This window comes from Enterococcus sp. 4E1_DIV0656 (assembly GCF_002140695.1).
Lineage (GTDB): Bacteria > Bacillota > Bacilli > Lactobacillales > Enterococcaceae > Enterococcus_D > Enterococcus_D entomosocium.
On record NZ_NGLF01000001.1, the window covers coordinates 34026 to 57287 of the forward strand.

Sequence of the window (23262 nt, forward strand, 5' to 3'; positions counted from 1 at the left end):
TTTTTGAAAATAAAAAAAGAAAAGAAGCCAACCCCATCAGTAAAGACAGAGTTGGTCGCGACCGCTGCGCTTGGCTCGATACAATGCTTGATCGGCACGTTCTTGCGTTTGCTGTAGCAACTCACCCCTTTGCCGTTGTGCGATCCCAATCGACAACGTGATGCTGACCGAATCACCGGCATCCAAGATGATTTCTTGGTAACGGATGCGCTTTTGAATTTTTTCAAGGAGATAAGCAGCAGCCTGTGCGTCTCCTTGGATCAAGATCGCAAACTCTTCCCCACCGATGCGATAGACCGGATTGCTCGCCGTACAGTAGGTCGAAAAAATACGAGCGATTTCTTGCAAAATCACATCCCCGGCACGGTGTCCGTAACGGTCATTGTAATTTTTGAAATGATCGATATCGATCAAAGCGATCGATAAGTCCACCTCGGTCGTATCTAGGCGTTGACGGTCATCTTGAAATTTACGAAAGTTGTTCAACTGCGTAAGATCATCGATTTTGACCAATGCCAAAATGCGCTGCATATCATTGACTATCGAGTAAAGGAAAAACGCCAACGTATAGGCGAGAATGCCATAAACTATATAAATTAGGGTCGTTTTTTGAATATCGCCTGTCAAATAAAAACCAAAAAGAAAGGAGATAGCGATCAAGTAGGTAATTGATAGGAACAACTCTTGTTTGTCAGTAAATCGCCGTTTGGCCCAGGCATGCAGAAATGTCAGTGTCACTATCAAAAAACACGTAAGGTATAAGTTCAACCAAGACGATTTTGATACTTCAAACAAGAAACGCCCTAACGCTAGATTGACCATCGTCGGTACGGTCACCTTCCATCCCAGATACTTCATGGAAAAAGCGTAAAGCAAGAAGCGCAGGTCAAATCGCGTTTCGTATACGACATAAGAGAAATTCATCATCAGCATCCCCACCACGGTTTCACAAGCAATCGCCGCTGCGATCTGTTTCGCTTTGAATGTCCCTTGACCTACGAAGCCATCACTGATTTTGAATAACAAATAAATATTGATGATAATTGCGCCTAAATTTGCGAGTGTATTGACAACCAGCGTATTTGCCATTTCCTGTGCTTCCTTTCTAAAAAAAAGAACCCTTACTTGCTGATTCGACGGGACAATTCCAGAGACATTTCATTGGAAAAGCGGACAAAGCATCAAGTAAGGATCACTATTTATTATTGACAGTTTTTATCACTCTTGATTTAGAATAATTTACCAGAAATTATACATAGTTTCAATCTTTTTGTTGATATGCGAAGATTCTCAAGATAAATAAAATAATCAAAATGTATATTTTGTAAATAAATAACATTATTTCTTTATTATTACTAACTTTTTGTGCATAAAAATTTAATTCTTTGTGAATTTGTGTAAATTATTTTTCCATTATTTTTTTACGTCTCAGGCAAGGTGCACACCCGATTTCGGCCACTTTGTTTTGCGAGATAGAGTGCTTGATCGGCTCTTTCGACGGCTGCCAAGATATCCCCATGACAAACGGTGCTCGCTTCAACGCCGCAAGACAAAGACATCGTCCCTTTTTCAAAATTAGCCACAGGAAACATACTGCTGGAAATGGTTTGACACAGTGTCGTCATTGCAGCTACGGTCCGTTCTTTGACATCCCCTTCGATCACGAGACAGAACTCTTCGCCGCCATAACGATAAAAGGAATAGGTCTCGGCAAAATGCGCCTCTAAAAAAGTAGTCGTCCGTGAGGCAAAGGTTCTCAACAACTCATTTCCGGCGATATGACCATAACGGTCGTTGACCTTTTTGAAGTGATCGAGATCAATCATGGCGATCGTCACAGTCTTTTTCTGTGAAACGGCTTGAAGCAGATCGTGGTTATAGGTCCCATAGTTGAAGCAGCCGGTCAACGCATCGATCTTACTATTCGCCAACTCTGCCAGTACTTGGTATTCTTGCCCCTCAATCAATCGATGCAACCACATAAAACTTCCTAGCAGCACGAAAGAACCAACAAATACTGCCAACATCGCTCCCCAGTCATAGGTCGTCGTATGATGGACTAGCATCGAAAAACGCGGTGAGAGCAGGCAGGTCAAAAAATACATCATATAAAATTGCTGTTGCGGACGGATCAGCTTGACTTTTGATAAAAGAAAATCAAGGACAAAGATCCCCACTCCGAATAATGGAAGATAAAAAGCTTTACCCACATCAGAAAAACCGACAAACCACAAATAAAAGACGACCATACACGGCGTTATCAAAATCAAGATCTTGCCACGATCACCATAGAAAAAATGACTCGCAATAAAAGCAGTTGTGTATTGATAACAGATAAACCCAACTGAATTCATTGAAAAAGAAAGAATAAAATACAAATGCGTAAACGTCAGAATACCAATAATAAAATACTTAAATGGACGAGAAACCGATATTTTTTGCACACTTCGTACAAAAACATCTGCGGTCACCAGTAAACTGGCAATCATCAGCGGCAAACCAAACGCCAAAAGCACGCCTCGTTCTAACATTCCATCACAATCGCTCTCCTTTAGACCATAAATATCCTTGTTGCAAATGCACCCCCATCTCAAGCAACTGGACCATTTTTTCGCGGTTCTCGATCCCTTCAACGATCAGCTCAAGCTGATATTTTTGGGCAACCTTCAACCAACAAGCCAAAAAGCTGAAGCCAATCTCCTCATCAAGCTGAATAAACGGTAACAACGAAAATTTCAAACAATCAACGCTGGCAAGATTGGCAAAGACCAACGAGAGGGTATTTTGTCCGCAACCGATATCATCGACCGCAATCACATAACCATAAGCTTTAATTTTTGCAATGGCTACAGACAAATCAAATGACTCTTGCTGTATGCGTACGGGGTGTTCCGTCAATTCAATCTGCAACTGCGCCTTATAAACAGCCATCGTTTCAAAAAAGGACCACGTAGACTGCCACAGCAGCTGTTGTGGATGTATATTGACACTAAAGCGGGTTTCCGGCTTTTTTTTGCATAAACGCCGCAATTCCTTGGCATACCATCTCATCAATTGCTGATTGCCACTTTCAGTTTGAATCATTGTGCTGAATTCTTGCTGTGGAAATCGGTTGTTCTTCTCGCTACGTAGCAAGACTTCATAGCCATTCACCTCTTGCTGACTTAGCGATTTTACCTGCATGATTGGTTGACACAACAGATAAAGGCGGTCTGTGTTCTCCCAAGTCGTTTCATTTCCCATCTTCGTTAAGCCCCCATCTAGTAAAGTTATCACTTCCGAAAATCGGTAATATTCCTGTCATCGCTCGTTTCTCATGCTATAAAATGGTTCTCTCAAAGGAACTGATTTGCCTAAGTATACCAAACAGAACCAAAAATGCCCAAATATTTTAAATTCTCTGAAAGAAATTTCTGTGAAAGAATCGACTGTGATTTTCCGTTCCACTCCATGCCTGTTTCATAGAAATGCCCCAAAGCAACCATTGCTTTTTTCAATTTCGTAGAAACTAGCTTGTTGAAAGTGGCTTCTTCCATATCAGTCTCCTGTTTCTTTAAGTACTTATAAAAAACACGATTCTTTTTAAATAACAAAAAAACAGCAAGAGTGCTTGCTGTTTTTTTCTACGTATCTCTTTGACTGGGGTAGCTGGATTCGAACCAACGCATGACGGAGTCAAAGTCCGTTGCCTTACCGCTTGGCTATACCCCAATAATGGTGGAGGAGAGTGGATTCGAACCACTGAACCCTAAGGAACGGATTTACAGTCCGTCGCGTTTAGCCACTTCGCTACTCCTCCAAAAGGTTTTTCTCAAACCTGACAATAGTTATAATACCGAAAAAGATAACAAATTGCAAGAGCAAAAAGTAAATTTTTCTAGAAATTATTCATGTAAATTCCATTGACGAATAATCATCTCGATGGCAGCTTCTAAGCTTCTGCTCGAACCTAGATCTTCATCCCCTAAAAAGCTTTGAAATTCTTTTGGTCCAGTTGTTAAAATCTCACCAATGCGTTTTTTTCCGATGAATAATTCATTGACGGTATAGTCTTTGCCATGAATGGCTTTTGTTGTTTCTTCAATACGTACTTCGATATCTTTATTTTTCTTAGACATGGTTGCACCTCTTTCTTTACAGCACCTTCCTATTTTAACAGAAAAGCAGCAAAAGAAAAAGAAAATCTCTTCTAGAAGTAAAAAAAGTAGCCAATCTTTACGATCAGCTACTTTTTCTTAGATCACTTCTGGTTCGTCAAGACAGCACTCGTCACGGTATAGCCTGCATCGCTTAAAATTTTCTCGATTGCTGCGACTTGCCGTGATTCTACTTGGATCTCAACAACTGTTTTTAGTGCCATCCGATTTACCACAATCGTCAAAATACTCATCTGATGATCCGCAAGGAGTTTCGTCACGTCTGCTAAAACACCCACATGGTCATCCGTGATCTCAATGGACACTCGTGTTCCACCATCGTGGTACCCAGTGATTTTCAAAAAGGCATCGAAAATATCATTGTTGGTAATGATTCCCACTAAGGCATCATCATCCATGACTGGTAAAACCCCAACGTTTTCACTTCGCATCACCGAAATCGCATCCTCTAATAAAGCTTCCGGTTCAATCGTGGTCACTTTTTTCAACATGATATCAGCGACCGTCGTTTTATTTAAGAGATAGTTCATTTCATAAACGCTTAAGCTGGTCGCTTTTGAGGGAGTTGCTTCAGCGATCGTTCCTTCTGTGATCAACCCTACTAATTTGCCATCATCAACGACAGGTAGACGATGGATATCATGCTGCTTCATCACATCTATTGCATCAAAGATCGGTGTTTGTGAATCGACGGTGATGACCGTCTTCGTCATAAAATCACTTACGCTCATTGTTTAACCTCCTAGATACGCTTTTCTAACTTCATCACTTGCTAGTAATTCTTCTCCAGTACCTTCTAAAACGATTTTCCCGGTTTCTAATACATAGCCGCGATCGGCAATCGATAAAGCCATTTTCGCATTTTGTTCGATCAGCAGCACAGTCGTTCCTTGCTGCTTGATTTCTTGAATGATGGAAAAAATTTCTTTGATAAAAATTGGCGCCAAGCCCATCGATGGCTCATCCAGCAAAAGCAAGCGCGGTTTTGACATCAATGCCCGCCCCATTGCCAACATCTGCTGCTCACCGCCAGATAATGTCGACGCATCTTGCGAGAGGCGTTCTTTCAATACAGGAAACTTGCGGTAAACTTGTTCATAGTCTTCTTTGACACCACTGTCTTTACGCAAGAAGGCGCCCATCTCTAAGTTTTCTTGAACCGTCAAACCGGAAAAGACGTGCCGCCCTTCTGGCACCTGCGACAAGCCGTTTGCGACGATTTTTTGCGGTGCTTCTTTCTCAATTTGCTTTCCTTCAAAAGTGACGGAGCCTTTTGAAGGACGGATCAATCCAGAAATCGTCCGTAAAATCGTGGTTTTTCCGGCACCATTGGCACCAATCAGCGAAACGATCTCTCCTTGATTGACGTGGAAGGAAACATCATGAACTGCTTGGATCATGCCGTAGTGAACACTTAAATTTTGAATTTCCAGCATCAGATTTCCCCTCCTAGATAGGCTTCGATTACCCGTGGATTGTTTTTGATCTCTTCTGGTTCACCGTGGGCGATGACTTGCCCGTATTCCAGTACATAGATTCGTTCGCACACTTCCATGACCAAACTCATATCATGCTCGATCAAGAGGATCGTCAATTGAAAATCTTTTTGGATCTTATAGATCAGCTTTGTCAGTTCTGTTGTTTCCTGAGGATTCATCCCCGCTGCCGGCTCGTCAAGAAACAAAATTTTTGGCTCTGTAGCCAATGCGCGTACGATCTCTAAACGGCGTTGCTCGCCATAAGGCAAATTTTTCGCTAACGTTTGGCTTTTGCCATCCATATCAAAGATCCGTAACAGCTCTAAGGCTTTTTTCTTCATGGATTCTTCGTTTTTGTAATACTTTGGCAAACGCAAGATGCTCGTCAGTAGTCCTTCTTTATGCTTACTGTTCATAGCGATCAAGACGTTATCCATTACGGTCAAGTTTTTAAACAAGCGAATATTTTGGAAGGTTCTTGAAAGGCCTAAATCCGCGATTTTATAAGGCTTCACGCCATTTAAACGTTTTGGCTTACCTTGGGTCTCAAAAAGCACTTCGCCTTCACTAGGCTCATAAACACCTGTCAGGAGGTTAAAGAGCGTTGTCTTGCCGGCACCGTTTGGTCCAATCAACCCGACCAGCTCATTGGTATCTAGATGGAGGTCTACATGAGAAACAGCAGCTAAACCACCGAAGTTTTTCGTTAAGCTTTTAACTTCTAATAGAGGCATCGTTGTCATCCCCCTTTTTTCTAAATTTGTCCAACAGTCCTTTTACGGAGAATTCCCAGGTCCCTAAAAGTCCGCTTGGTTTAAAGATCATGATGATGATTAAAGCCAATGCATAAATGATCATGCGCAAATCAGAGAAGCCTTGCAAGTACATGTTTAAGATTCCTAGCACTACTGCCGAAACAACCGCTCCTGTGGTACTCCCAAGCCCTCCAAAAACGACGATGATCAACACATCGATCGATTTCATAAAACCGTAATCTCGTGGGAAAACCGACTGCTGATAGCTGGCATAAAGGGTACCAGCAATGCTTGCCATCACTGCCCCCATCACAAACGCAATTACCTTGTATTTCGTTGTGTTGACCCCCATCGATTCTGCAGCGATCTCATCTTCCCGAATCGCTAAAGTCGCTCTGCCTGGTCCGCTATGGATAAAGTTTGAAACGACAAGAATCGATAGAACGGCAAAGAGAAAGACGATCTGCCAATTACTGAATTGGGGCAATCCGAAAATTCCAGCAGGACCATTGGTCAAGCCTCGTAGGTTCACCAACAAGATCCGAATGATCTCTGCCACACCTAGGGTAGCGATCGCTAGATAGTCGCCTTTTAAACGGAGGGTCGGAATCCCAACCACTAATGCGACTGCACCTGAAACCAGCATCCCCACCAGTAAACCAGTTAAAAAGCCGCCAAAGGTTGGATTGCTTGCCGACAGGATCGCGCCAGCATAAGCACCGATTGCCATAAACCCAGCATGTCCTAAGGAGAATTGCCCTGAAAAGCCGATGATTAGATTCAAACTGACTGCCAAGATGATATTGATTCCGATATTGACGATGATCGCATCAGAGAACAAATTAATCATTCCGCCATTGTAGGCTGCAAATAATCCAAAATAAAGAATAGCTGCCAGAGCGAGCCAGATTAAGTTGTAACGTAAATTCTTTTTCATTTCTGCCACCTACACTTTCTCTTTGATATTTTTGCCGAGGATCCCAGCTGGACGAACCAACAATATAATTATTAAAATGACATACACTAAAGCATCCTTGTAATCAGAAAAACCAAGCGCTGTCGCTGCTGTCTCCACTAAACCGATCACAAAGCCGCCTAAAGCTGCACCAGGAATGATCCCGATCCCGCCGAGAACCGCCGCAACAAAAGACTTCAGACCAGGAACGACCCCCATTGATGGATCAATGGAATTATAATACAAACCGATCAGCATCCCGCCAGCTGCAGCTAAAGCCGAGCCTAAGGCAAAGGTAAAGGAAATCGTTCGATTAACATTGATCCCCATCAAACGCGCTGCATCTGCATCAACACTTACTGCACGCATCGCTTTTCCCATACGGGTCTTTTTCACGATCAATTGCAAGAGAATCATTAAGGTAACCGAAACAGCCAAAATCAATAACTGGACATTACTTACTTGAACAAACCCGATGGAATAGGTTTTTCGTTCGATTGCTTGCGGAAACGGGCGCACATTGGCAGAAAAGAAAAAGATCATGACATTTTGCAAAAAATAAGAAACCCCGATTGCCGTAATCAATGCCGAAATTCGCGTGGAATTTCTCAAAGGACGATAGGCTAAAAATTCAATCGTTACCCCAAGTGCTGCACTGGCGATCATCGAAATGAATAACGCTGGGAAAAAGCCCAATTGCCATTGATTGATCAAAAAGTAACCGATAAAACTACCAATCATATAAACTTCTCCGTGGGCGAAGTTGATCAGCTTGATGATGCCATACACCATCGTATAACCCAACGCTAACAAGGCGTAGATACTGCCTAGAAACAAGCCGTTGATCAATTGTTGGATCATCATTTCCATATACTCACTTCCAATATCATTTATTATGGTTCTTCTCATTAGAGAAAAGAAACTGAGACAAACACATCAGGTCTGTCCCAGTTTTCACTGCCAAACAACTACAGGTTTTTAAGGTTCCACAGTGTCTGCTGAGGTTTCCTTCCCGTCAGTCAATCCTAAAACAACTGCTGATTTCTCAGGGTTATGATTTTCATCCATTGTGATTTCACCTGTCACGCCGACAAAGTCTTTCAGTTCAGACAAACCAGCTGCAATTGCCAATGAATCTGCTGAGTTTTGATCTTCGATTGCTTGTTTGATCATGTAAACTGCATCATAGGCTAACGCATTAAAAGCAGAAGGTTCTTTGCCATACTTTTCATTGAAAGCTGCCACAAACGGCTCAACTTTGTCGTTTGCTGGTGCTTTGGTAGAGAAGTGACCGGTATAGTAAACATTGCTGACATTTTCTGCACCAGCTGTTTGAACCATTTTTTCATCACCGAATCCATCGGCACCAATGATTGCTTGATCAATTCCTAATTCTCGCGCTTGCTTGATGATCAAACCAGCTTCTGTGTAGTAGCCTGGAATGAACAAGACATCGAAGTCGACATCTTTGATTCTTGTAAGAACTGCTTGGAAATCTTTGTCGCCTTCAGTAAAGTTATCTTCTAAGACAATTTCGCCTGGGTAACTTTCTTTAAATGCTTCCGTCAATCCAATTGCGTAATCACTTGAGTTGTCTCCCAAGATCACGGCTTTTGATGCATCCAAATTTTCAGCCGCATATTTCGCTAAGATCGTTCCTTGGAAGCTATCTTGGAAACAAGAACGGAAGGCAAATTCTTGCACTTTCCCACTAGTATAAGTAATCGCATCGTCAGTACCTGAAGGTGTAACCATTGGTACTTGTGCTCTGGTCACGTTAGGCAAAGCCGCTTTCGTAGCACCAGAAGTTGCTGGACCAATGATGGCTACAACTTTATCATTTGTAGCTAAGTTGGCTGCTACCGTTGCAGCTTCATTGTTATCTGATTTGTTATCTTTCGAAATAATTTCAATTTGTTTTCCAAGAACACCGCCGGCAGCATTGATTTCTTCTACTGCTAAGTCGATTCCTTCTTTTTCAGCCGTCCCATAAGCAGCTACGGCTCCTGACAACTCTAAGTTGGTTCCGATCTTGATGGTATCTCCCTCTTGTTTATTGCCACCTTCAGCAGCCCCGCTGCCATCCGTTGATCCACCTGTTGGTCCAGCGCTACATGCTGTCAACAAAAACAAACTCGCAAACAAAAACGCAAATTTCTTTTTCATAATTTTCCTCTCCTTCACTTCCCCTGAATATGTTATCCAATATACTGAAAAATCTGGAAAATGTCAACGAATTATCAGAATATTTCACCTATTCAGAATTTATTTTTTTTACTAGGAAAAAATGGTGTTTTTAAAACACTGTTCCATCAATAATGGAATCGCTTTTCATTTTTTTGAACAAAAAGAAAAGCAAGCAAAGTTTTTTTCCTTTGCTTACTTTTTGATCGTTTCGAATTGCTTCATTTTTTGTCAAAAGGACGTTTGAAAACATTACATCAAGATGTTAGCGGCTATTTCGTGGATACAATGCTTGAAAATTGGCTGCCGCCCCAACTAGATTGGCATCGTTGCGATAGTCACATAGCTTGATCAGTGGGACAAAATCATTTAAAGCTTGATCTGCCAACATTTTTTTCAACCGTTGATTCACTTCTTCTAACAAGCCATTTTTGGCACTGACACCGCCACCGATAATGATCACTTCAGGATCAAAAGCAAATTGAATACTGAATAGTCCTTGCGCTAAATAGCGGTAAAATTTATTGACTTCCTCGATCGCAATGGCATCCCCATCTTCTGCACGTTGAAAGACCTCTTCGCCGGTAATTGTGGTTCGATCTACACCAATTCGATCACAATAACGCCAAGCCATCTGAACCGCTGTCCCTAGTTGCGAAAATGTTTTGCCTTGATCCAAAATCATCAACCCAAATTCACCGCCGTATAAATGTGCCCCACGGACTAGCTCACCATTTTGAAACAGGGTACCGCCAACGCCTGTTCCGATCACAACGAAAGCTGCTTGCTGATACTCTTTGCCCGCTCCTTGATAGAATTCAGCCATCCCAGCGCAATTAGCATCATTTTCGATGGTTACTGGTACCCCAAACACTCCTTCGAGTTCAGAGTAGATGTCAAACCCATGGATATAAGGAATCGCACTGATACCGTCGATTCGACGTTCTTGGGCATTGACTGCACCTGGAGCACTGATCCCGACCCCTTCGATCTCTTCGTTTACGCTTGCTCTTACTTGCTGCAACTGGGCTTTCATTTCTTGCCACGTGCTTGGTGTAGTAAATTTGCCTTTACTCACCAAAGAATCCTGTGCCCAGACGCCATATTTTACTGCTGAACCACCCATATCAAAGACTAAAATCGCCATTTTTTTCCCTCAATCCTTTATTATTCTGATACTATCTATTTTACCGTAAGTCCCCACTTGAAGAAAGCGATTTCCGAGAACAATAAAAAAAACAGCCTAAAATCGCCATAGACTGTCTCTATGGGATTAGAGCTGCTTTTCCAAAATAACTTGATCGATCAACTGCTGCCCATTTTCGAAAATCGGTTCAGCATAGTGAGTGGTGAAATAATTTTCCATCCGGTCTTTTTCAACATAGCCTTGCGTTTGGTACAAAGTCAGGGCTGCAGAGGGCAGACTACCAGTTTTGATCACTACAATCGGCCGTTTTGCCCCAAGGTGTTGACTGAGGATCGCTTCTTCGGCAGCTTGCAGCAAATGACGACCAATGCCCATTCCTTGCTTTTCTGGAGAAACGGCCACATTCATAATCTCCCAATTGTTGCCTTGATTTTGATAAACTAGCACACCAATCATTTCTCCAGCTTCTTCATAAACAAGTGTTTGGCTATTATATAGATAGCTTTCTACGACTGCTTTTTCAGGATCTGCATCCAGCAGCAACGCCCAAGGATACGCTTCATTAGAGTCGATTGGACGAATCATGGCTTTTTGGCTCCTTTTTTACATTTTTGTTGATTCCTTTTAACTTTTCCGATAACGGTACGTTGGTTTGACTTTGTCTTGCGTATTTCGTTTTAAAGTAAACGTCTGGGGTACGTAATCTATACCGCCTTTTACAAAGGGATGGCAGCGTAAGATACGAGCTACCCCCATCAAACCTCCTTTGGCTGCGCCATGGACTTGGATCGCTTGGATCATGTATCCTGAGCAAGTCGGATAATAACGACAGCTAGGAGGAAATAATGGGGAAATAAAACGTTGATAGAAACGAACAAAGCCAATCAAAAGTTTACTCATTTCTTGCCAACCTTTCTTTTTATGATCACGATTCAGTGAAGACAGATAGAAAAAACTAGGACTCAGCACGAGGCATAAGTCCTAGTTTGGGGTTACTTCATAAACTCAAAGATATGATTCCAAAGACTTGGAGAGAAGACTTTAAAAGGACTACCGTCGCCAATCACCCCATAGCCAATCATCGTTCCGGCTAAGAACAATAAAATAGCTAATAATATGACGATTAGAATTTTTATCAAGCTAGTTAGAATGTAACGGTTCAACTTCACTTTATTCTCTCCTACTCCTACTATGCGTTTACTGGTACGGTTTCTTCAACTGCTTCAGAAACTCGTTCCACAGAAGCACCTAATTGCTGCAATTTTTCATGGAATTTGTAATAGCCACGATCCAAATATTTTAGATTACGGACACGTGTCCGACCAGTTGAACGTAGACCTAATAAAATTAACGCTGCTGCTGCACGTAAATCCGTTGCATAGACCAGCGCACCTTGCAATTCATGGCCGCCTTCGATCACTGCTACGTTGCCGTCTATTTTGACATGAGCATTCATCCGACGCATTTCTTCTAAATGTTGGAAACGGTTCTCAAATACAGTTTCGTTCACAACACTCGTTCCAGCTGCTAAAAGTTGAATAGCAGACATTTGCGCTTGCATGTCCGTAGGAAAACCTGGATGAGGCATTGTTTTCACATCTGTTGCCTTCAATTGTTCAGGTCCAACGACACGAATCCCTTCAGCTACTTCAGTCACTTCTGCGCCCATTTCGATCAATTTTGAGATCAATGGACGATTGTGTTCTGAGATCGCATCTTTAATAATGACGTCTCCTTGGGTCATCGCTGCTGCAACCATAAAGGTTCCTGCTTCGATACGGTCTTGGACGATCGAATGTTCCACCGCATGAAGGTGATCGACCCCTTCGATACGCATCGTTTCGGTTCCTGCACCAAAGACTTTGGCACCCATTTTGTTTAAAATGTTTGCTAAATCGACGATTTCAGGTTCACGAGCGACGTTTTCAATGATGGTGATACCTTTAGCTTTTACCGCAGCCATCATGATATTTTGCGTTGCGCCGACACTTGGGAAATCCAAGTAAATGCTATTGCCTTTTAACTCATCGGCGATCGCTTCTATGTATCCATCTTTTTGGATGATTTGAGCGCCTAGTGCTTGAAATCCCTTCAAATGCAAATCAATTGGTCGTTTGCCGATTGCACAGCCGCCAGGCATTGCCACTTTGGCATGACCATTACGGGCTAACAAAGGCCCCATGACTACGATTGAAGCGCGCATTTGGCTTACATACTCATAAGGTGCTTCGATCGCTAACTCTTGTGATGCATCGATCGTCATCGTATTGTTTTCTTCTTCAAAATCGATTGCGACATTTAAATGCCGAATCACTTCTTTCATTGTTAATACATCGGAAAGGATCGGTACATTTGTTAATGTCGTTGTTCCTTCTTCCGCTAATAAGCTTGCCGCTAAGATAGGTAGAACAGCATTTTTTGCCCCTTCGATCTTCACTGTTCCAGTTAATCGATTACCACCTTGAACGATCATCTCTTCCATTTATGTTCCCTCCAAATAATGCAGTGACTCACACAAATCTTGCCAATTATAGCATAATATTCGGTGTTTTTGCATATATTAATGAAATTCTTAAAAACCTGTTAAAAATAAATTACGACATAACGCAATCAACTCAAGGAAAAAAGTACTGGCGGTGTAGCCTAATGCAATCGCAAGAAACACCATGATCATTCGTATCTGAGTCGTTCGTAAGACTTTAAAAAAAGCATCGATCCGCACAGATTGCAATGCCCAAAATGCTAAATAGATGAACGCTAAATGACTCACGATTCGAATGATTGCATCAATTCCATACACTTGCATACTTCCTGCTCCTTTTTCATAATTGAACATTCCTATCATACCACAAAGATGTCAAGATAAAAAATAATCTTTCTTGAAACCTTCATGAAAAGACTTTAAAAAGTTTTTAAAACGTTTTCTCGAATAAAAAAAAACAAAGGCAAGATGCCCTTGTTTTTTTAGGAATGTTTTGACACGTTGATTCGATTAATGGCGCGGTGCAAAGCAACCGTTGCGCGACGAAGCTGGTCGATATCTTCGACTTGTTTGGCCTCTTCGATTTGACGTTCTGCACGTTGTTTTGCTCTTTCTGCCCGTGAAACGTCGATATCACGATCACGTTCCGCACTATCGGCTACGATGGAGACAACATTGTCCCGCACTTCAAGGATACCGCCATTAACGGCGACCCAGTCGACGTGAGTATCTGAATCGATCCGTTTGACCCGGACTTCATCAATCGTCAAAGGAACGATGATTGGGGCATGATGCGGCAAAATACCGATCTCACCATCTGTCGTACGTGCAACCACGATTTTCGCGTGATGATCGTAAACCAAACCAGCAGGTGTCACCACATTGACTGTTAAAAATTGATCCATGAGGTTCCCCTCTTTCTTCAAGGCTGGTTAATTAATAGCCAATTTTTTTCGCTTTTTCAATGACGTCTTCAATTCGTCCTACACTACGGAAGGCTTCTTCTGGAAGATCATCATATTTTCCTTCAAGAATCTCAGCAAAGCCTTTGATCGTTTCTTCAACTGGTACATAAGAACCAGGTTGTCCAGTAAACTGTTCCGCTACGTGGAAGTTTTGCGACAAGAAGAATTGGATCCGACGCGCACGAGCCACTAACGTTTTTTCTTCATCAGACAACTCATCCATCCCTAAGATAGCGATGATGTCTTGTAGTTCGCGATAACGTTGCAACGCATGCTGTACTTCAGTCGCTACTTCATAGTGTTTTTCACCAACGATTTCAGGTGCTAACGCACTAGAAGAAGAAGCTAGCGGATCAACAGCTGGATAGATCCCTTGTTCAGTCAATTTACGTTCCAAGTTGGTTGTTGCATCTAAATGGGCAAAAGCAGTCGCTGGTGCCGGGTCCGTGTAGTCATCGGCAGGAACATAGATTGCTTGAATAGAAGTAACCGATCCTTTTTTTGTTGAAGTGATCCGTTCTTGCAATTGTCCCATTTCGGTTGCTAGTGTCGGTTGATATCCAACGGCAGAAGGCATCCGACCTAGTAAGGCAGATACTTCAGAACCAGCTTGAGTAAATCGGAAGATATTATCGATAAACAAGAGCACGTCTTGTCCTTCTACATCGCGGAAGTACTCCGCTAAGGTCAACCCAGTCAAGGCAACCCGCATCCGGGCACCTGGTGGTTCGTTCATTTGTCCAAACACCATGGCTGTTTTTTCGATAACGCCAGATTCTTTCATTTCATTATAAAGGTCGTTTCCTTCACGTGTCCGTTCACCAACACCTGTGAAGACAGAGATCCCCCCATGCTCTTGGGCAATGTTGTGGATCAGTTCTTGGATCAAGACAGTTTTACCAACACCGGCACCACCGAAAAGACCAACTTTCCCCCCTTTTAAATAAGGGGCTAATAAGTCGATAACTTTGATCCCAGTCTCAAGGATCTCGGTACTTGTTGACAATTCATCAAAGTCAGGAGCTTTTTTGTGGATCCCACTGCGGGGTGCTTCTTCAGGAAACGGTGCTTCTAAATCGATGGTGTCCCCTAAGACATTAAACACCCGTCCTAAGGTTTCTGTCCCAACTGGAACAGAAATGGAGGCGCCTGTATCGATTACTTCCATTCCTCGTTGTAAGCCATCTGTTGATTCCATGGCAATCGTACGGATAACGCCGTCGCCAAGTTCTAAGGCAGCTTCTAACACAACTTTTGTTTTCTGCTCATCTTTTTTGTAAACAATCAACGCATTGTTGATATCTGGTAATGATTGGTCTAGAGAGAATTCCACGTCAACAACGGGACCAATGACTTGAACAATCTTGCCTGAACTCATTCGTATTCCTCCATTCGTTCTTGAAACTATTCTAACGCGGATGCCCCCGCCACAATTTCAGTAATTTCTTGGGTGATCGCTCCTTGGCGCGCTCGGTTATAAGAGATCGTCAAGTCCCCAATAATATTTTTGGCATTATCTGTTGCTGTTTTCATCGCTGTCATTCCGGCAGCATGCTCGGCTGTTTTTGCGTCAACAATCGCACCATAAATCAAGCTTTCAGCGTATTGAGGCAGTAATTGATTCAAAATTGCTTCTCTGGAAGGTTCAAACAAGTATTCTTGTTCATAACTTTCGGCTTCTTCAGGATCTAGATCGGAAATCGGCAACATTTTCTCCACACGAAATTGGCTAGTCAATGAGTTGATGTGATGGTTATAACACACATATAATTCATCGAAGACTTCGTTTTGGTACATCGTTGTCGCCAATGTTACGATTTTACGCACCTCGTCAAAGCTTGGTTGATCCGAAAGGTTTCTTAGCTCGTACGCCAAATTGATGCCCCGTGCTTTGAAAAAGTCAGCGCCAGTTGCACCAATGGCAATCATGACATACTCTTCTTCTTTTGCATGGTCTTCATCCAGCATGGTCATCATTTGCTTCAAGATGGAACTATTGTAGCCGCCCACTAGACCGCCATCAGAAGTGATGACGATGTAGCCTGTGCGTTTGACCGGACGACTAACCAACATACTGTTATAGTTCACACCATCTTTAGGACCAGAACCTGCAAGATCGGAAAGCTGCTGCGCAGTTAAATGCGTAACGATTTCACGTACTTTGTTGGCATACACTTGAAACTGTTTCGAATGAGCTTCAGATTTTGTTAATTTTGCAGCTGAAACCATTTGCATGGCCTTTGTGATTTGGCTGGTTTTTTTTGTTGAGGCAATTCGTTGCTTGATTTCATTTAATGAAGCAGCCATTTTCTCTCACCTCTTTTTATGCGTTTTGCATTGTCGATATTTTATCTTGGGGTGTCACCCGAGAACCGTTGGATGCCATGAAAATATCTTTGAATGCTTTAATGGTGTCATCTAACAAGCTTTCTTCTGGCAAGTCTTTCGTTGTCCGAATGGTTTCAAAAATCGTCGCTGCATTTGCTTCGATATATTCAAATAATTCTGCTTCAAAGTCCAATAGTTTATTGACTGGTACACTATCAATGAATCCATGCGTCAAGGCATAAAGAATCACGACTTGTTTTTCTACTGCCAGTGGTTCATGCAGTTTTTGCTTCAAGATTTCAACGGTTCGACGACCGCGGTTTAATTTGGCTTGTGTTGCAGCATCTAGATCAGACCCAAACTGCGTAAAGGCCTCTAGTTCGCGATAGCTAGCCAAGTCCAAACGCAAGGTACCGGCAACTTTTTTCATTGCTTTGATCTGCGCAGACCCCCCAACCCGTGAAACGGATAATCCAGCCGCTACGGCAGGACGAACACCAGAATAGAAAAGGTCGTTTTCTAAGAAAATTTGTCCATCTGTGATAGAAATCACGTTGGTTGGGATATAGGCTGAAATATCCCCTGCTTGTGTTTCAACAAACGGCAATGCCGTCATCGATCCACCACCTAGTTCATCACTTAATTTCGCTGCACGTTCCAATAAACGAGAATGCAAGTAGAAGACATCCCCTGGGTATGCTTCACGACCTGGCGGACGACGTAGAAGTAGAGAAAGTTCACGATAAGCGACCGCTTGTTTTGATAAGTCATCAAAGACGATCAAAACATGTTTGCCGTTATACATGAATTCTTCCCCCATCGCAGCCCCCGCATAAGGTGCGATATAAAGCAGTGGTGCTGGTTGTGAAGCACCTGCTGAGACCACGATCGTGTAATCAAGCGCACCGTAACGACGCAATGTTTCCACTTGTGCACGAACAGTTGAATCTTTTTGGCCAATTGCGACATAAATACAGATCATGTCTTGCCCTTTTTGGTTGATGATCGCATCAATAGCGATCGTTGTTTTTCCGGTTTTCCGGTCACCGATGACTAATTCCCGTTGGCCACGACCGATTGGTACTAAAGCATCAATAGCTTTCAACCCTGTTTGCATTGGTTCCGAAACGGATTTCCGTTGCATAACACCTGGTGCAGCTGCTTCGACTGGGCGTGATTTATCTGTTTCGATCGGACCTAAACCATCGATTGGTTGCCCTAATGGATTTACTACCCGGCCAATTAATGCATCGCCGACAGGAACTTCCATGATTTTACCAGTTCGTTTTACTTTGTCCCCTTCACGAATGGTTTCAAAATCACCTAGAATGATGATTCCGACATCGTTTGACTCTAAGTTTTGTGCCATCCCATAAGAACCGTTTGAAAACTCAAGCAGTTCTCCACTCATGGCATTTTCTAAACCGTGGGCGCGGGCGATCCCGTCCCCAACATATGTGACAGTACCGATTTCTTCTACAGAAAGTTCGTTCTGATAATTTTTAATTTGCTCTTTGATCAAGGCACTAATTTCTTCTGCTTTGATGGCCATCCGATTCACCTCTTATCTCTTGTTTATCTGCCGATTTTTTGTCGCAGATAATCCAGTTGGCTCTTAATACTACCGTCGATCACTTGATGATTTGCTTCAACGATGACACCGCCTAAAATCGTTGGATCGATCGTTTCTTTCAATTGTGCCTGCTTGTACCCAAGCTTATCGGCGATTTGCTTTTCGATTTTGCTTTTTTGTTCTGCTGACAAAGCAACAGCCGTTGTGATCGTTCCGAGAACAAGACCTTGATATTCATCGTAACGACGTTCGTATTCATCAATGATCAGCAATAAATCATCCATGCGATCATATTCGTAAACGATCTCCAAGAAATTTCTGACTAAACCTTCAAAGCCCTTCAGCAATTGATCGACTAATTGTCTTTTCTCATGAAGATCCAAACGGTTATCGGTCACGATTTGGCCGAATGTTGGAATTTCCTGATAAATCTGACGCAAGGTCAATAATTCTTGGTAAACTTCTGTCAAGCGCTGTTCTTCCATCGCCAATTCGAACAACGCTTTTCCATAACGTTTTCCCACTGTGAATTTATCGAGTTTCATTAACTGAACCCAATCCTTCGATATATTGATTGATTAGGGATTCATGATTTTCGGGAGTCAATTCGCGGCCTAAGATTTTTTCTGCGATTTGAAGCGAAAGTTCTGCAACATCATCTTTCACTTCTTTTAACGCAGTTTCTTTTTCAAGGGTGATATCTGAGTTTGCTTTTTCTTTCAAACGAGCCACTTCTTCTTTGGTCTCGCTCAAAATATTTTGCCGACTCAATTCCCCGCTATCTTTGGCGCTCTTGATGATCTCCGCAGCTTCAGAATGAGAACGTGCCAATTTTTCTTGGCGTTCTTTTTCTAATTTTGCTGCATTCAAGCGTGATTGTTCCGCTGAATCCAAATCATTGGCGATTTTATCTTCCCGTTTTTGCATCATGCTGCTGATGGCATCCCATGCAAAATGTTTCAATAAGAATAGCAAAAGAAGAATTGACCCGCTGACAACGATAATATTGCCAAGCATTGGATTTTGAACTTCCGCTATAACCAACTGATTTAGCATAACGATTCTTCCTTTCTGAAAGTCATTGTTTCATTAGAAAAAAGCAAAAACGAGTGCAATTGTTCGTTTCTGCCTTTTCGTGCTCGTCTTATCGGAAGACTAATAACAGCGCGATAACTACCCCTAGAATCGGTACAGCTTCGACTAACGCTACCCCGATAAACATTGTTGAACGTAGTTGACCTGACATTTCAGGTTGGCGTGCCATTGATTCGATTGTTTTTGCGATTACTTGTCCGTTACCATACCCTGCACCAATTGCTGCTCCGATAATTGCTAATCCTGCTCCAATAAAGTTCATTCTTTTTTCCTCCTAATTGTATGTCGATTCGATTAATGTTCTGCCACGATTTTGTGGCTCATAAATACCATGGTCAATGTAACAAATACATAAGCTTGGATCGCTCCAATAAAGAGCGAGAAGCCAATCCAGATCATTTCTAGCGGCATCACGATCGGCAATGACCACCAACCAAGACTAATAAACATGTTGGCAATCAATCCTAATAACACTTCACCAGCGAATATATTTCCATATAAACGCAAGCCTAACGTGATGACATTCGTAAATTCTTCGATGATTTTTAGCGGCAATAAAAAGCCCACCGGTTTCAGATACGAATTGATCAAGTAATTTTTGAAGCCCAACGACTTGATCCCAAAGAAATGTGTCAAGGAAATAACCATAAGTGCAAGTGTCAATGTAACAAACGGGTCTGCTGTCGGACTTTTCCATAAGGTAATGTCATCTGTCGTCACGATTTTTGTGACTAAGCCGATCTCATTTGCCACAAACACAAAAAGAAACATTGTTACACCGAGCAAATGAAAGTTGTTCACTTGAGATCCTGGTAGATTGTCCGCCACGATGCCACGAACAAAGTCAATGACCCATTCAATGAAGTTCTGCTTCCCTTTCGGTTTCATTTGCAGGTTACGTGTACAAATAAAGACCACCAAAAAAACAATAATACAAGAAATGATTGTCATCATAGCTACAGTTCCATCAAACCATATAGGACCGATATGAAACATAAGCGATTTATCTTCCAATCTTTCTCACCTCTTTTCCTGTCATCTCCAGAAAAAAATCTGGTGTTACAATGCGTTTCCTCTCATAACAATCGGTATCATACCACCACGAATGGAAAATTTCAAAGCATTTTCAAGAAAATTAGACAAAAAACTCACAATGCCAAAAATCCTAAATTAATTGAAAAATTCTCGTGTCGCTATGTGGAAGAAAAAGCCTGTTATATCAACAGCTTTCCCTTAAATGCTACCAAATTTAGCGTGATTTTCAAAGCAATAACCTCTATCGGATTCTAAAAGAAGTTCTTAGAAAATTAGAAATTTCTAAGAACTCGGTCAATTTGTCTTTCTTGATCTTTGCGTTTCAAGGATTCCCGCTTGTCATATTCGCGTTTTCCTTTCGCTAAACCAATCAAAACTTTGGCATAACCATCCTTGATATACACCTTTAATGGCACAATCGTCATACCGGTATTTTTTGTTTCGCCAATCAGACGAGCGATCTGCTTTTTGTGTAGCAACAGTTTTCTCGTCCGCAATGGATCGTGATTAAAAATGTTTCCTTGCTCGTAAGGACTGATATGCACATTGACTAAGAATGCCTCACCGTTACGAATGCGTACAAAGCCGTCTTTCAAATTGATCCGGCTGTTACGGATCGCTTTGATCTCTGTTCCCTGTAAGACGATCCCCGCTTCGATCGTATCGAGGATCGTGTAATCATGGCGGGCCTTTTTGTTTTGGGCGATTAATTTCCCTTCTCCTTTAGGCACGGGCCATCCCTCCAATTATTTTTTCTTGATTCCTTTGTAAAAAGGTTTTTTCTTTTTCACTTTGCCAGCTTTTTTCGGCTTGCCTTTGCCTGATTGCTCAAAGCGTTTCCCTTGGTTTTTCTCAGGGTTTCGTTGTTTTTTTCCACGGCGGCTAGCTTCATTTTTTTGATTGTTGTTACGTTTGTCGGCTTTTGGTGCTTGCAGTTTTTCAACTTCTTCTGCTGCTACCAGTTCGAAATCGATCTCTCTTGTTTCTGGATCAGCCTTTACGACTTTGATGCGAACTTTCTGACCAATTTTAAAGGTCAGGCCTGTCCGTTCACCCACAAGTGCCAGATGGTTTTCCAAATAATGGAAGTAATCTTGCTTCAGATTATTGATATGGATCAACCCTTCAATCGTGTTAGGCAATTCAATAAACAAGCCAAACTTAACGACGGAACTGATGATACCGTCAAACTCTTCTCCTACTTTATCGGCCATATACTCAGCTTTTTTAAGCGCATCGACTTCTCTTTCTGCATCGACTGCTCGTCGTTCCATTTGGGAGCTGTGCATGGCGATGTCAGGCAAGATTTCCGCCCATTTGTTTTGGTTGGCTTCAGAGACATCTTCACTGTATGATCGAATCAAACGATGCACGATCAAGTCGGGATAACGACGGATCGGTGACGTGAAGTGGGTATAATCTTCCGCTGCCAAACCATAGTGGCCGACGTTTTCTTCTGAATACTTCGCTTGCTGCATACTTCTTAGCAGCATTGTATTGACAACCATTGCCTCTGGCTTATCTGCGACATCTTCAACCACTTTTTGCAATTGTTTTGGTGAGATCGAGCCATTGGTCTGCTTGACTACGATCCCTAAAGCAGATGCAAAATCAAAGAAGCGGCGCATTTTCTCTTCTTTTGGTTCCTCATGGATCCGGTAAATAAATGGTAAATGCTTCTGATTGAAATGACGCGCCACGGTTTCATTGGCTGCCAACATGAATGATTCGATCAATCGTTCGCCGACGCCCCGTGCTCGTAGAACGATTTCTTGCGGGTGTCCTTCTCCATCGACCAAGACTTTTGCTTCTCGGTCTTCAAAAGAAACTGCCCCACGTTTGATGCGCATCGCTTCTAACACGTGATGCAAGGCGGCCATATCATGGAACATCGGTACTAATTCCGCATATTCTTTGGTGGTTTCTGGATCATTGTCTTCAATGATTTGATTGACTGCTTGATACGTCATACGGGCACTTGTTTGAATAATACTTTGGAAAATATTGTAATCTGTGACGATCCCCTCTTGGTTGATCCACATTTCACAGCTCATAGTCAACCTTGGGACATTCGGATTCAACGAACAGATCCCGTTTGATAAACGCTGTGGGATCATCGGAATCACACGATCCGTAAGATAGACACTCGTTCCCCGATCAAACGCTTCTTTATCCAATGCGCTGTTTTCGGTCACATAATAAGAAACATCGGCGATATGCACGCCCAAATAGAAGCTACCGTCAGGCAATGCTTTTACGGTCACCGCATCATCCAAATCTTTGGCATCCGCTCCATCGATTGTTACAATCTGTTGATCTCGTAAATCCCGCCGTTCCGGAAAGTCGGCAGGATCGATCGTATCTGGTACTGCATCTGCCGCTGCTAAGGTTTCTTCCTCGAATTTTGTTGGAATCCCGTTCGCCACGACGATCGATAATATATCCATTCCAGGATCGTTTTTATGTCCTACAACTTTCGTGATCAACCCCTCTAAGCTTTTCGAATAACCTTTTTCTGGGTAATGGCTGATTTCAACGATCACAATGCTCCCATCTACAGGTCGAATCCCTTGAGCACCAATAAACACCTTTAATTCACTTAGTTTTTTATCTTTAGGCTGAACAACGCCATATAGATCCGACTCTTCGATCTCTTTTTCATCAAATAATGTAAACTCGCCGACCAACTGACTGATGGCCCGTTGTTTGATCTCAACGACTTTCCCCTCTGCACCACGATCTGAGAAAGGATCCGCAACTTGCACGATGTCCACAGCAACGGTATCGCCGTCCATGGCATAGCCTGTTGCTTCTTTAGGGATATAAATATCGTCTTCTTCTTCATCCAACGTGACAAAGCCGAAGCCCCGCTCGTTGGCACGGAAGGTTCCTTCCACAAACACTCGTTTCATGGGTAATTTCACTTTGCCTTTTTTGTTAAAAATCACGCTGCCTTCTCGTTCCATCGCCGCTACTGTCTGGACAAGATTCTTAAAGTCTGTACTTTTTTGAAGTCCTAGACCTTCAGCAATTTCTTCCATTGAAAAACTTTTTTTGCGGCTTTCTTCGAGAAACTGAATAATTTTTGTTTTAATCGTTTCTGTCATA

At 42.4% G+C, this 23262-nt stretch carries 27 protein-coding genes and 2 tRNA genes; all 29 read right to left on the bottom strand.

The genetic code is table 11. The features are described from left to right. Positions 1 to 36: 36 nt before the first annotated feature. Positions 37 to 1089 carry a GGDEF domain-containing protein gene (locus A5882_RS00140; protein ID WP_086297738.1) on the bottom strand — a complete coding sequence of 351 codons (1053 nt, stop codon included), beginning with the start codon at positions 1087 to 1089 and terminating at the stop codon, positions 37 to 39. 332 nt (positions 1090 to 1421) lie between these two features. Continuing rightward, a complete protein-coding gene (locus A5882_RS00145; protein WP_086372289.1) occupies positions 1422 to 2531 on the bottom strand; it encodes a GGDEF domain-containing protein in 1110 nt (369 codons plus the stop codon). 4 nt (positions 2532 to 2535) lie between these two features. Beyond that, positions 2536 to 3243 carry an EAL domain-containing protein gene (locus A5882_RS00150; protein ID WP_005234399.1) on the bottom strand — a complete coding sequence of 236 codons (708 nt, stop codon included), beginning with the start codon at positions 3241 to 3243 and terminating at the stop codon, positions 2536 to 2538. A gap of 110 nt (positions 3244 to 3353) precedes the next feature. Beyond that, positions 3354 to 3536, bottom strand: a complete 183-nt coding sequence (locus A5882_RS00155; protein WP_086297747.1) for a hypothetical protein — start codon at positions 3534 to 3536, stop codon at positions 3354 to 3356. A 103-nt stretch (positions 3537 to 3639) separates the two neighbouring features. Beyond that, positions 3640 to 3711 (bottom strand) — tRNA-Gln (locus A5882_RS00160). A 4-nt stretch (positions 3712 to 3715) separates the two neighbouring features. Then, positions 3716 to 3799, bottom strand: a tRNA-Tyr gene (locus tag A5882_RS00165). Positions 3800 to 3884: 85 nt separating this feature from the next. Beyond that, the gene (locus tag A5882_RS00170) at positions 3885 to 4118 is read right to left on the bottom strand and encodes a DUF2969 domain-containing protein (RefSeq protein ID WP_005228752.1); all 234 of its coding nucleotides are present in this window, start codon (positions 4116 to 4118) and stop codon (positions 3885 to 3887) included. A gap of 122 nt (positions 4119 to 4240) precedes the next feature. After that, positions 4241 to 4888: a CBS and ACT domain-containing protein gene (locus tag A5882_RS00175; RefSeq protein ID WP_005234394.1), complete on the bottom strand. Its 648-nt coding sequence runs from the start codon at positions 4886 to 4888 to the stop codon at positions 4241 to 4243. Positions 4889 to 4891: 3 nt separating this feature from the next. Continuing rightward, positions 4892 to 5593 carry an ABC transporter ATP-binding protein gene (locus tag A5882_RS00180; protein WP_005234392.1) on the bottom strand — a complete coding sequence of 234 codons (702 nt, stop codon included), beginning with the start codon at positions 5591 to 5593 and terminating at the stop codon, positions 4892 to 4894. Continuing rightward, complete coding sequence (locus tag A5882_RS00185; RefSeq protein ID WP_008380898.1) at positions 5593 to 6369, bottom strand: ABC transporter ATP-binding protein; 777 nt, start codon at positions 6367 to 6369, stop codon at positions 5593 to 5595. Before A5882_RS00185 ends, A5882_RS00180 begins: the two co-directional genes overlap by 1 nt. Beyond that, positions 6350 to 7327, bottom strand: a complete 978-nt coding sequence (locus tag A5882_RS00190; RefSeq protein ID WP_005228744.1) for a branched-chain amino acid ABC transporter permease — start codon at positions 7325 to 7327, stop codon at positions 6350 to 6352. The genes A5882_RS00185 and A5882_RS00190 overlap by 20 nt, the downstream gene beginning before the upstream one ends. A 9-nt stretch (positions 7328 to 7336) precedes the next feature. Continuing rightward, complete coding sequence (locus A5882_RS00195; protein WP_008380893.1) at positions 7337 to 8215, bottom strand: branched-chain amino acid ABC transporter permease; 879 nt, start codon at positions 8213 to 8215, stop codon at positions 7337 to 7339. A gap of 108 nt (positions 8216 to 8323) precedes the next feature. After that, positions 8324 to 9511, bottom strand: coding sequence for an ABC transporter substrate-binding protein (locus tag A5882_RS00200; protein ID WP_081117474.1), 1188 nt, complete (start codon positions 9509 to 9511; stop codon positions 8324 to 8326). 283 nt (positions 9512 to 9794) lie between these two features. Next, positions 9795 to 10676, bottom strand: coding sequence for an ROK family protein (locus tag A5882_RS00205; RefSeq protein WP_005234383.1), 882 nt, complete (start codon positions 10674 to 10676; stop codon positions 9795 to 9797). A gap of 126 nt (positions 10677 to 10802) precedes the next feature. Beyond that, positions 10803 to 11261, bottom strand: a complete 459-nt coding sequence (locus A5882_RS00210) for an N-acetyltransferase (RefSeq protein WP_086372290.1) — start codon at positions 11259 to 11261, stop codon at positions 10803 to 10805. 39 nt (positions 11262 to 11300) lie between these two features. Further along, the gene (yidD, locus tag A5882_RS00215) at positions 11301 to 11576 is read right to left on the bottom strand and encodes a membrane protein insertion efficiency factor YidD (protein WP_008380886.1); all 276 of its coding nucleotides are present in this window, start codon (positions 11574 to 11576) and stop codon (positions 11301 to 11303) included. 92 nt (positions 11577 to 11668) lie between these two features. Further along, the gene (locus tag A5882_RS00220) at positions 11669 to 11845 is read right to left on the bottom strand and encodes a DNA-directed RNA polymerase subunit beta (protein WP_005228723.1); all 177 of its coding nucleotides are present in this window, start codon (positions 11843 to 11845) and stop codon (positions 11669 to 11671) included. A gap of 20 nt (positions 11846 to 11865) precedes the next feature. Further along, positions 11866 to 13158, bottom strand: a complete 1293-nt coding sequence (gene murA / locus A5882_RS00225; RefSeq protein ID WP_008380882.1) for a UDP-N-acetylglucosamine 1-carboxyvinyltransferase — start codon at positions 13156 to 13158, stop codon at positions 11866 to 11868. 90 nt (positions 13159 to 13248) lie between these two features. Next, a complete protein-coding gene (locus A5882_RS00230; protein ID WP_086297756.1) occupies positions 13249 to 13482 on the bottom strand; it encodes a DUF1146 family protein in 234 nt (77 codons plus the stop codon). A gap of 158 nt (positions 13483 to 13640) precedes the next feature. Continuing rightward, complete coding sequence (locus A5882_RS00235; protein ID WP_005228716.1) at positions 13641 to 14063, bottom strand: F0F1 ATP synthase subunit epsilon; 423 nt, start codon at positions 14061 to 14063, stop codon at positions 13641 to 13643. 31 nt (positions 14064 to 14094) lie between these two features. Further along, a complete protein-coding gene (gene atpD / locus A5882_RS00240) occupies positions 14095 to 15501 on the bottom strand; it encodes a F0F1 ATP synthase subunit beta (RefSeq protein ID WP_005234377.1) in 1407 nt (468 codons plus the stop codon). A 26-nt stretch (positions 15502 to 15527) separates the two neighbouring features. Then, entirely contained in the window at positions 15528 to 16430 is a 903-nt protein-coding gene (locus A5882_RS00245) for a F0F1 ATP synthase subunit gamma (RefSeq protein WP_005228710.1), read from the bottom strand. Between the two features lie 16 nt (positions 16431 to 16446). After that, the gene (atpA, locus tag A5882_RS00250; RefSeq protein ID WP_008380876.1) at positions 16447 to 18003 is read right to left on the bottom strand and encodes a F0F1 ATP synthase subunit alpha; all 1557 of its coding nucleotides are present in this window, start codon (positions 18001 to 18003) and stop codon (positions 16447 to 16449) included. A gap of 23 nt (positions 18004 to 18026) precedes the next feature. Further along, positions 18027 to 18569 (bottom strand): F0F1 ATP synthase subunit delta, encoded by a 543-nt coding sequence (locus A5882_RS00255; RefSeq protein WP_005234375.1) that lies wholly within the window; start codon positions 18567 to 18569, stop codon positions 18027 to 18029. Next, on the bottom strand, positions 18556 to 19080 hold the full coding sequence (gene atpF, locus A5882_RS00260) for a F0F1 ATP synthase subunit B (RefSeq protein ID WP_005228706.1): 525 nt from the start codon (positions 19078 to 19080) through the stop codon (positions 18556 to 18558). Before atpF ends, A5882_RS00255 begins: the two co-directional genes overlap by 14 nt. 88 nt (positions 19081 to 19168) lie before the next feature. Beyond that, the gene (gene atpE, locus A5882_RS00265; protein WP_005228705.1) at positions 19169 to 19381 is read right to left on the bottom strand and encodes an ATP synthase F0 subunit C; all 213 of its coding nucleotides are present in this window, start codon (positions 19379 to 19381) and stop codon (positions 19169 to 19171) included. Positions 19382 to 19413: 32 nt separating this feature from the next. Further along, complete coding sequence (atpB, locus tag A5882_RS00270) at positions 19414 to 20133, bottom strand: F0F1 ATP synthase subunit A (protein WP_008380872.1); 720 nt, start codon at positions 20131 to 20133, stop codon at positions 19414 to 19416. Between the two features lie 293 nt (positions 20134 to 20426). Then, positions 20427 to 20885, bottom strand: coding sequence for an SsrA-binding protein SmpB (gene smpB, locus A5882_RS00275; protein WP_008380870.1), 459 nt, complete (start codon positions 20883 to 20885; stop codon positions 20427 to 20429). Positions 20886 to 20900: 15 nt separating this feature from the next. After that, positions 20901 to 23261: a ribonuclease R gene (rnr, locus tag A5882_RS00280; RefSeq protein ID WP_086372291.1), complete on the bottom strand. Its 2361-nt coding sequence runs from the start codon at positions 23259 to 23261 to the stop codon at positions 20901 to 20903. Position 23262: the final 1 nt, after the last annotated feature.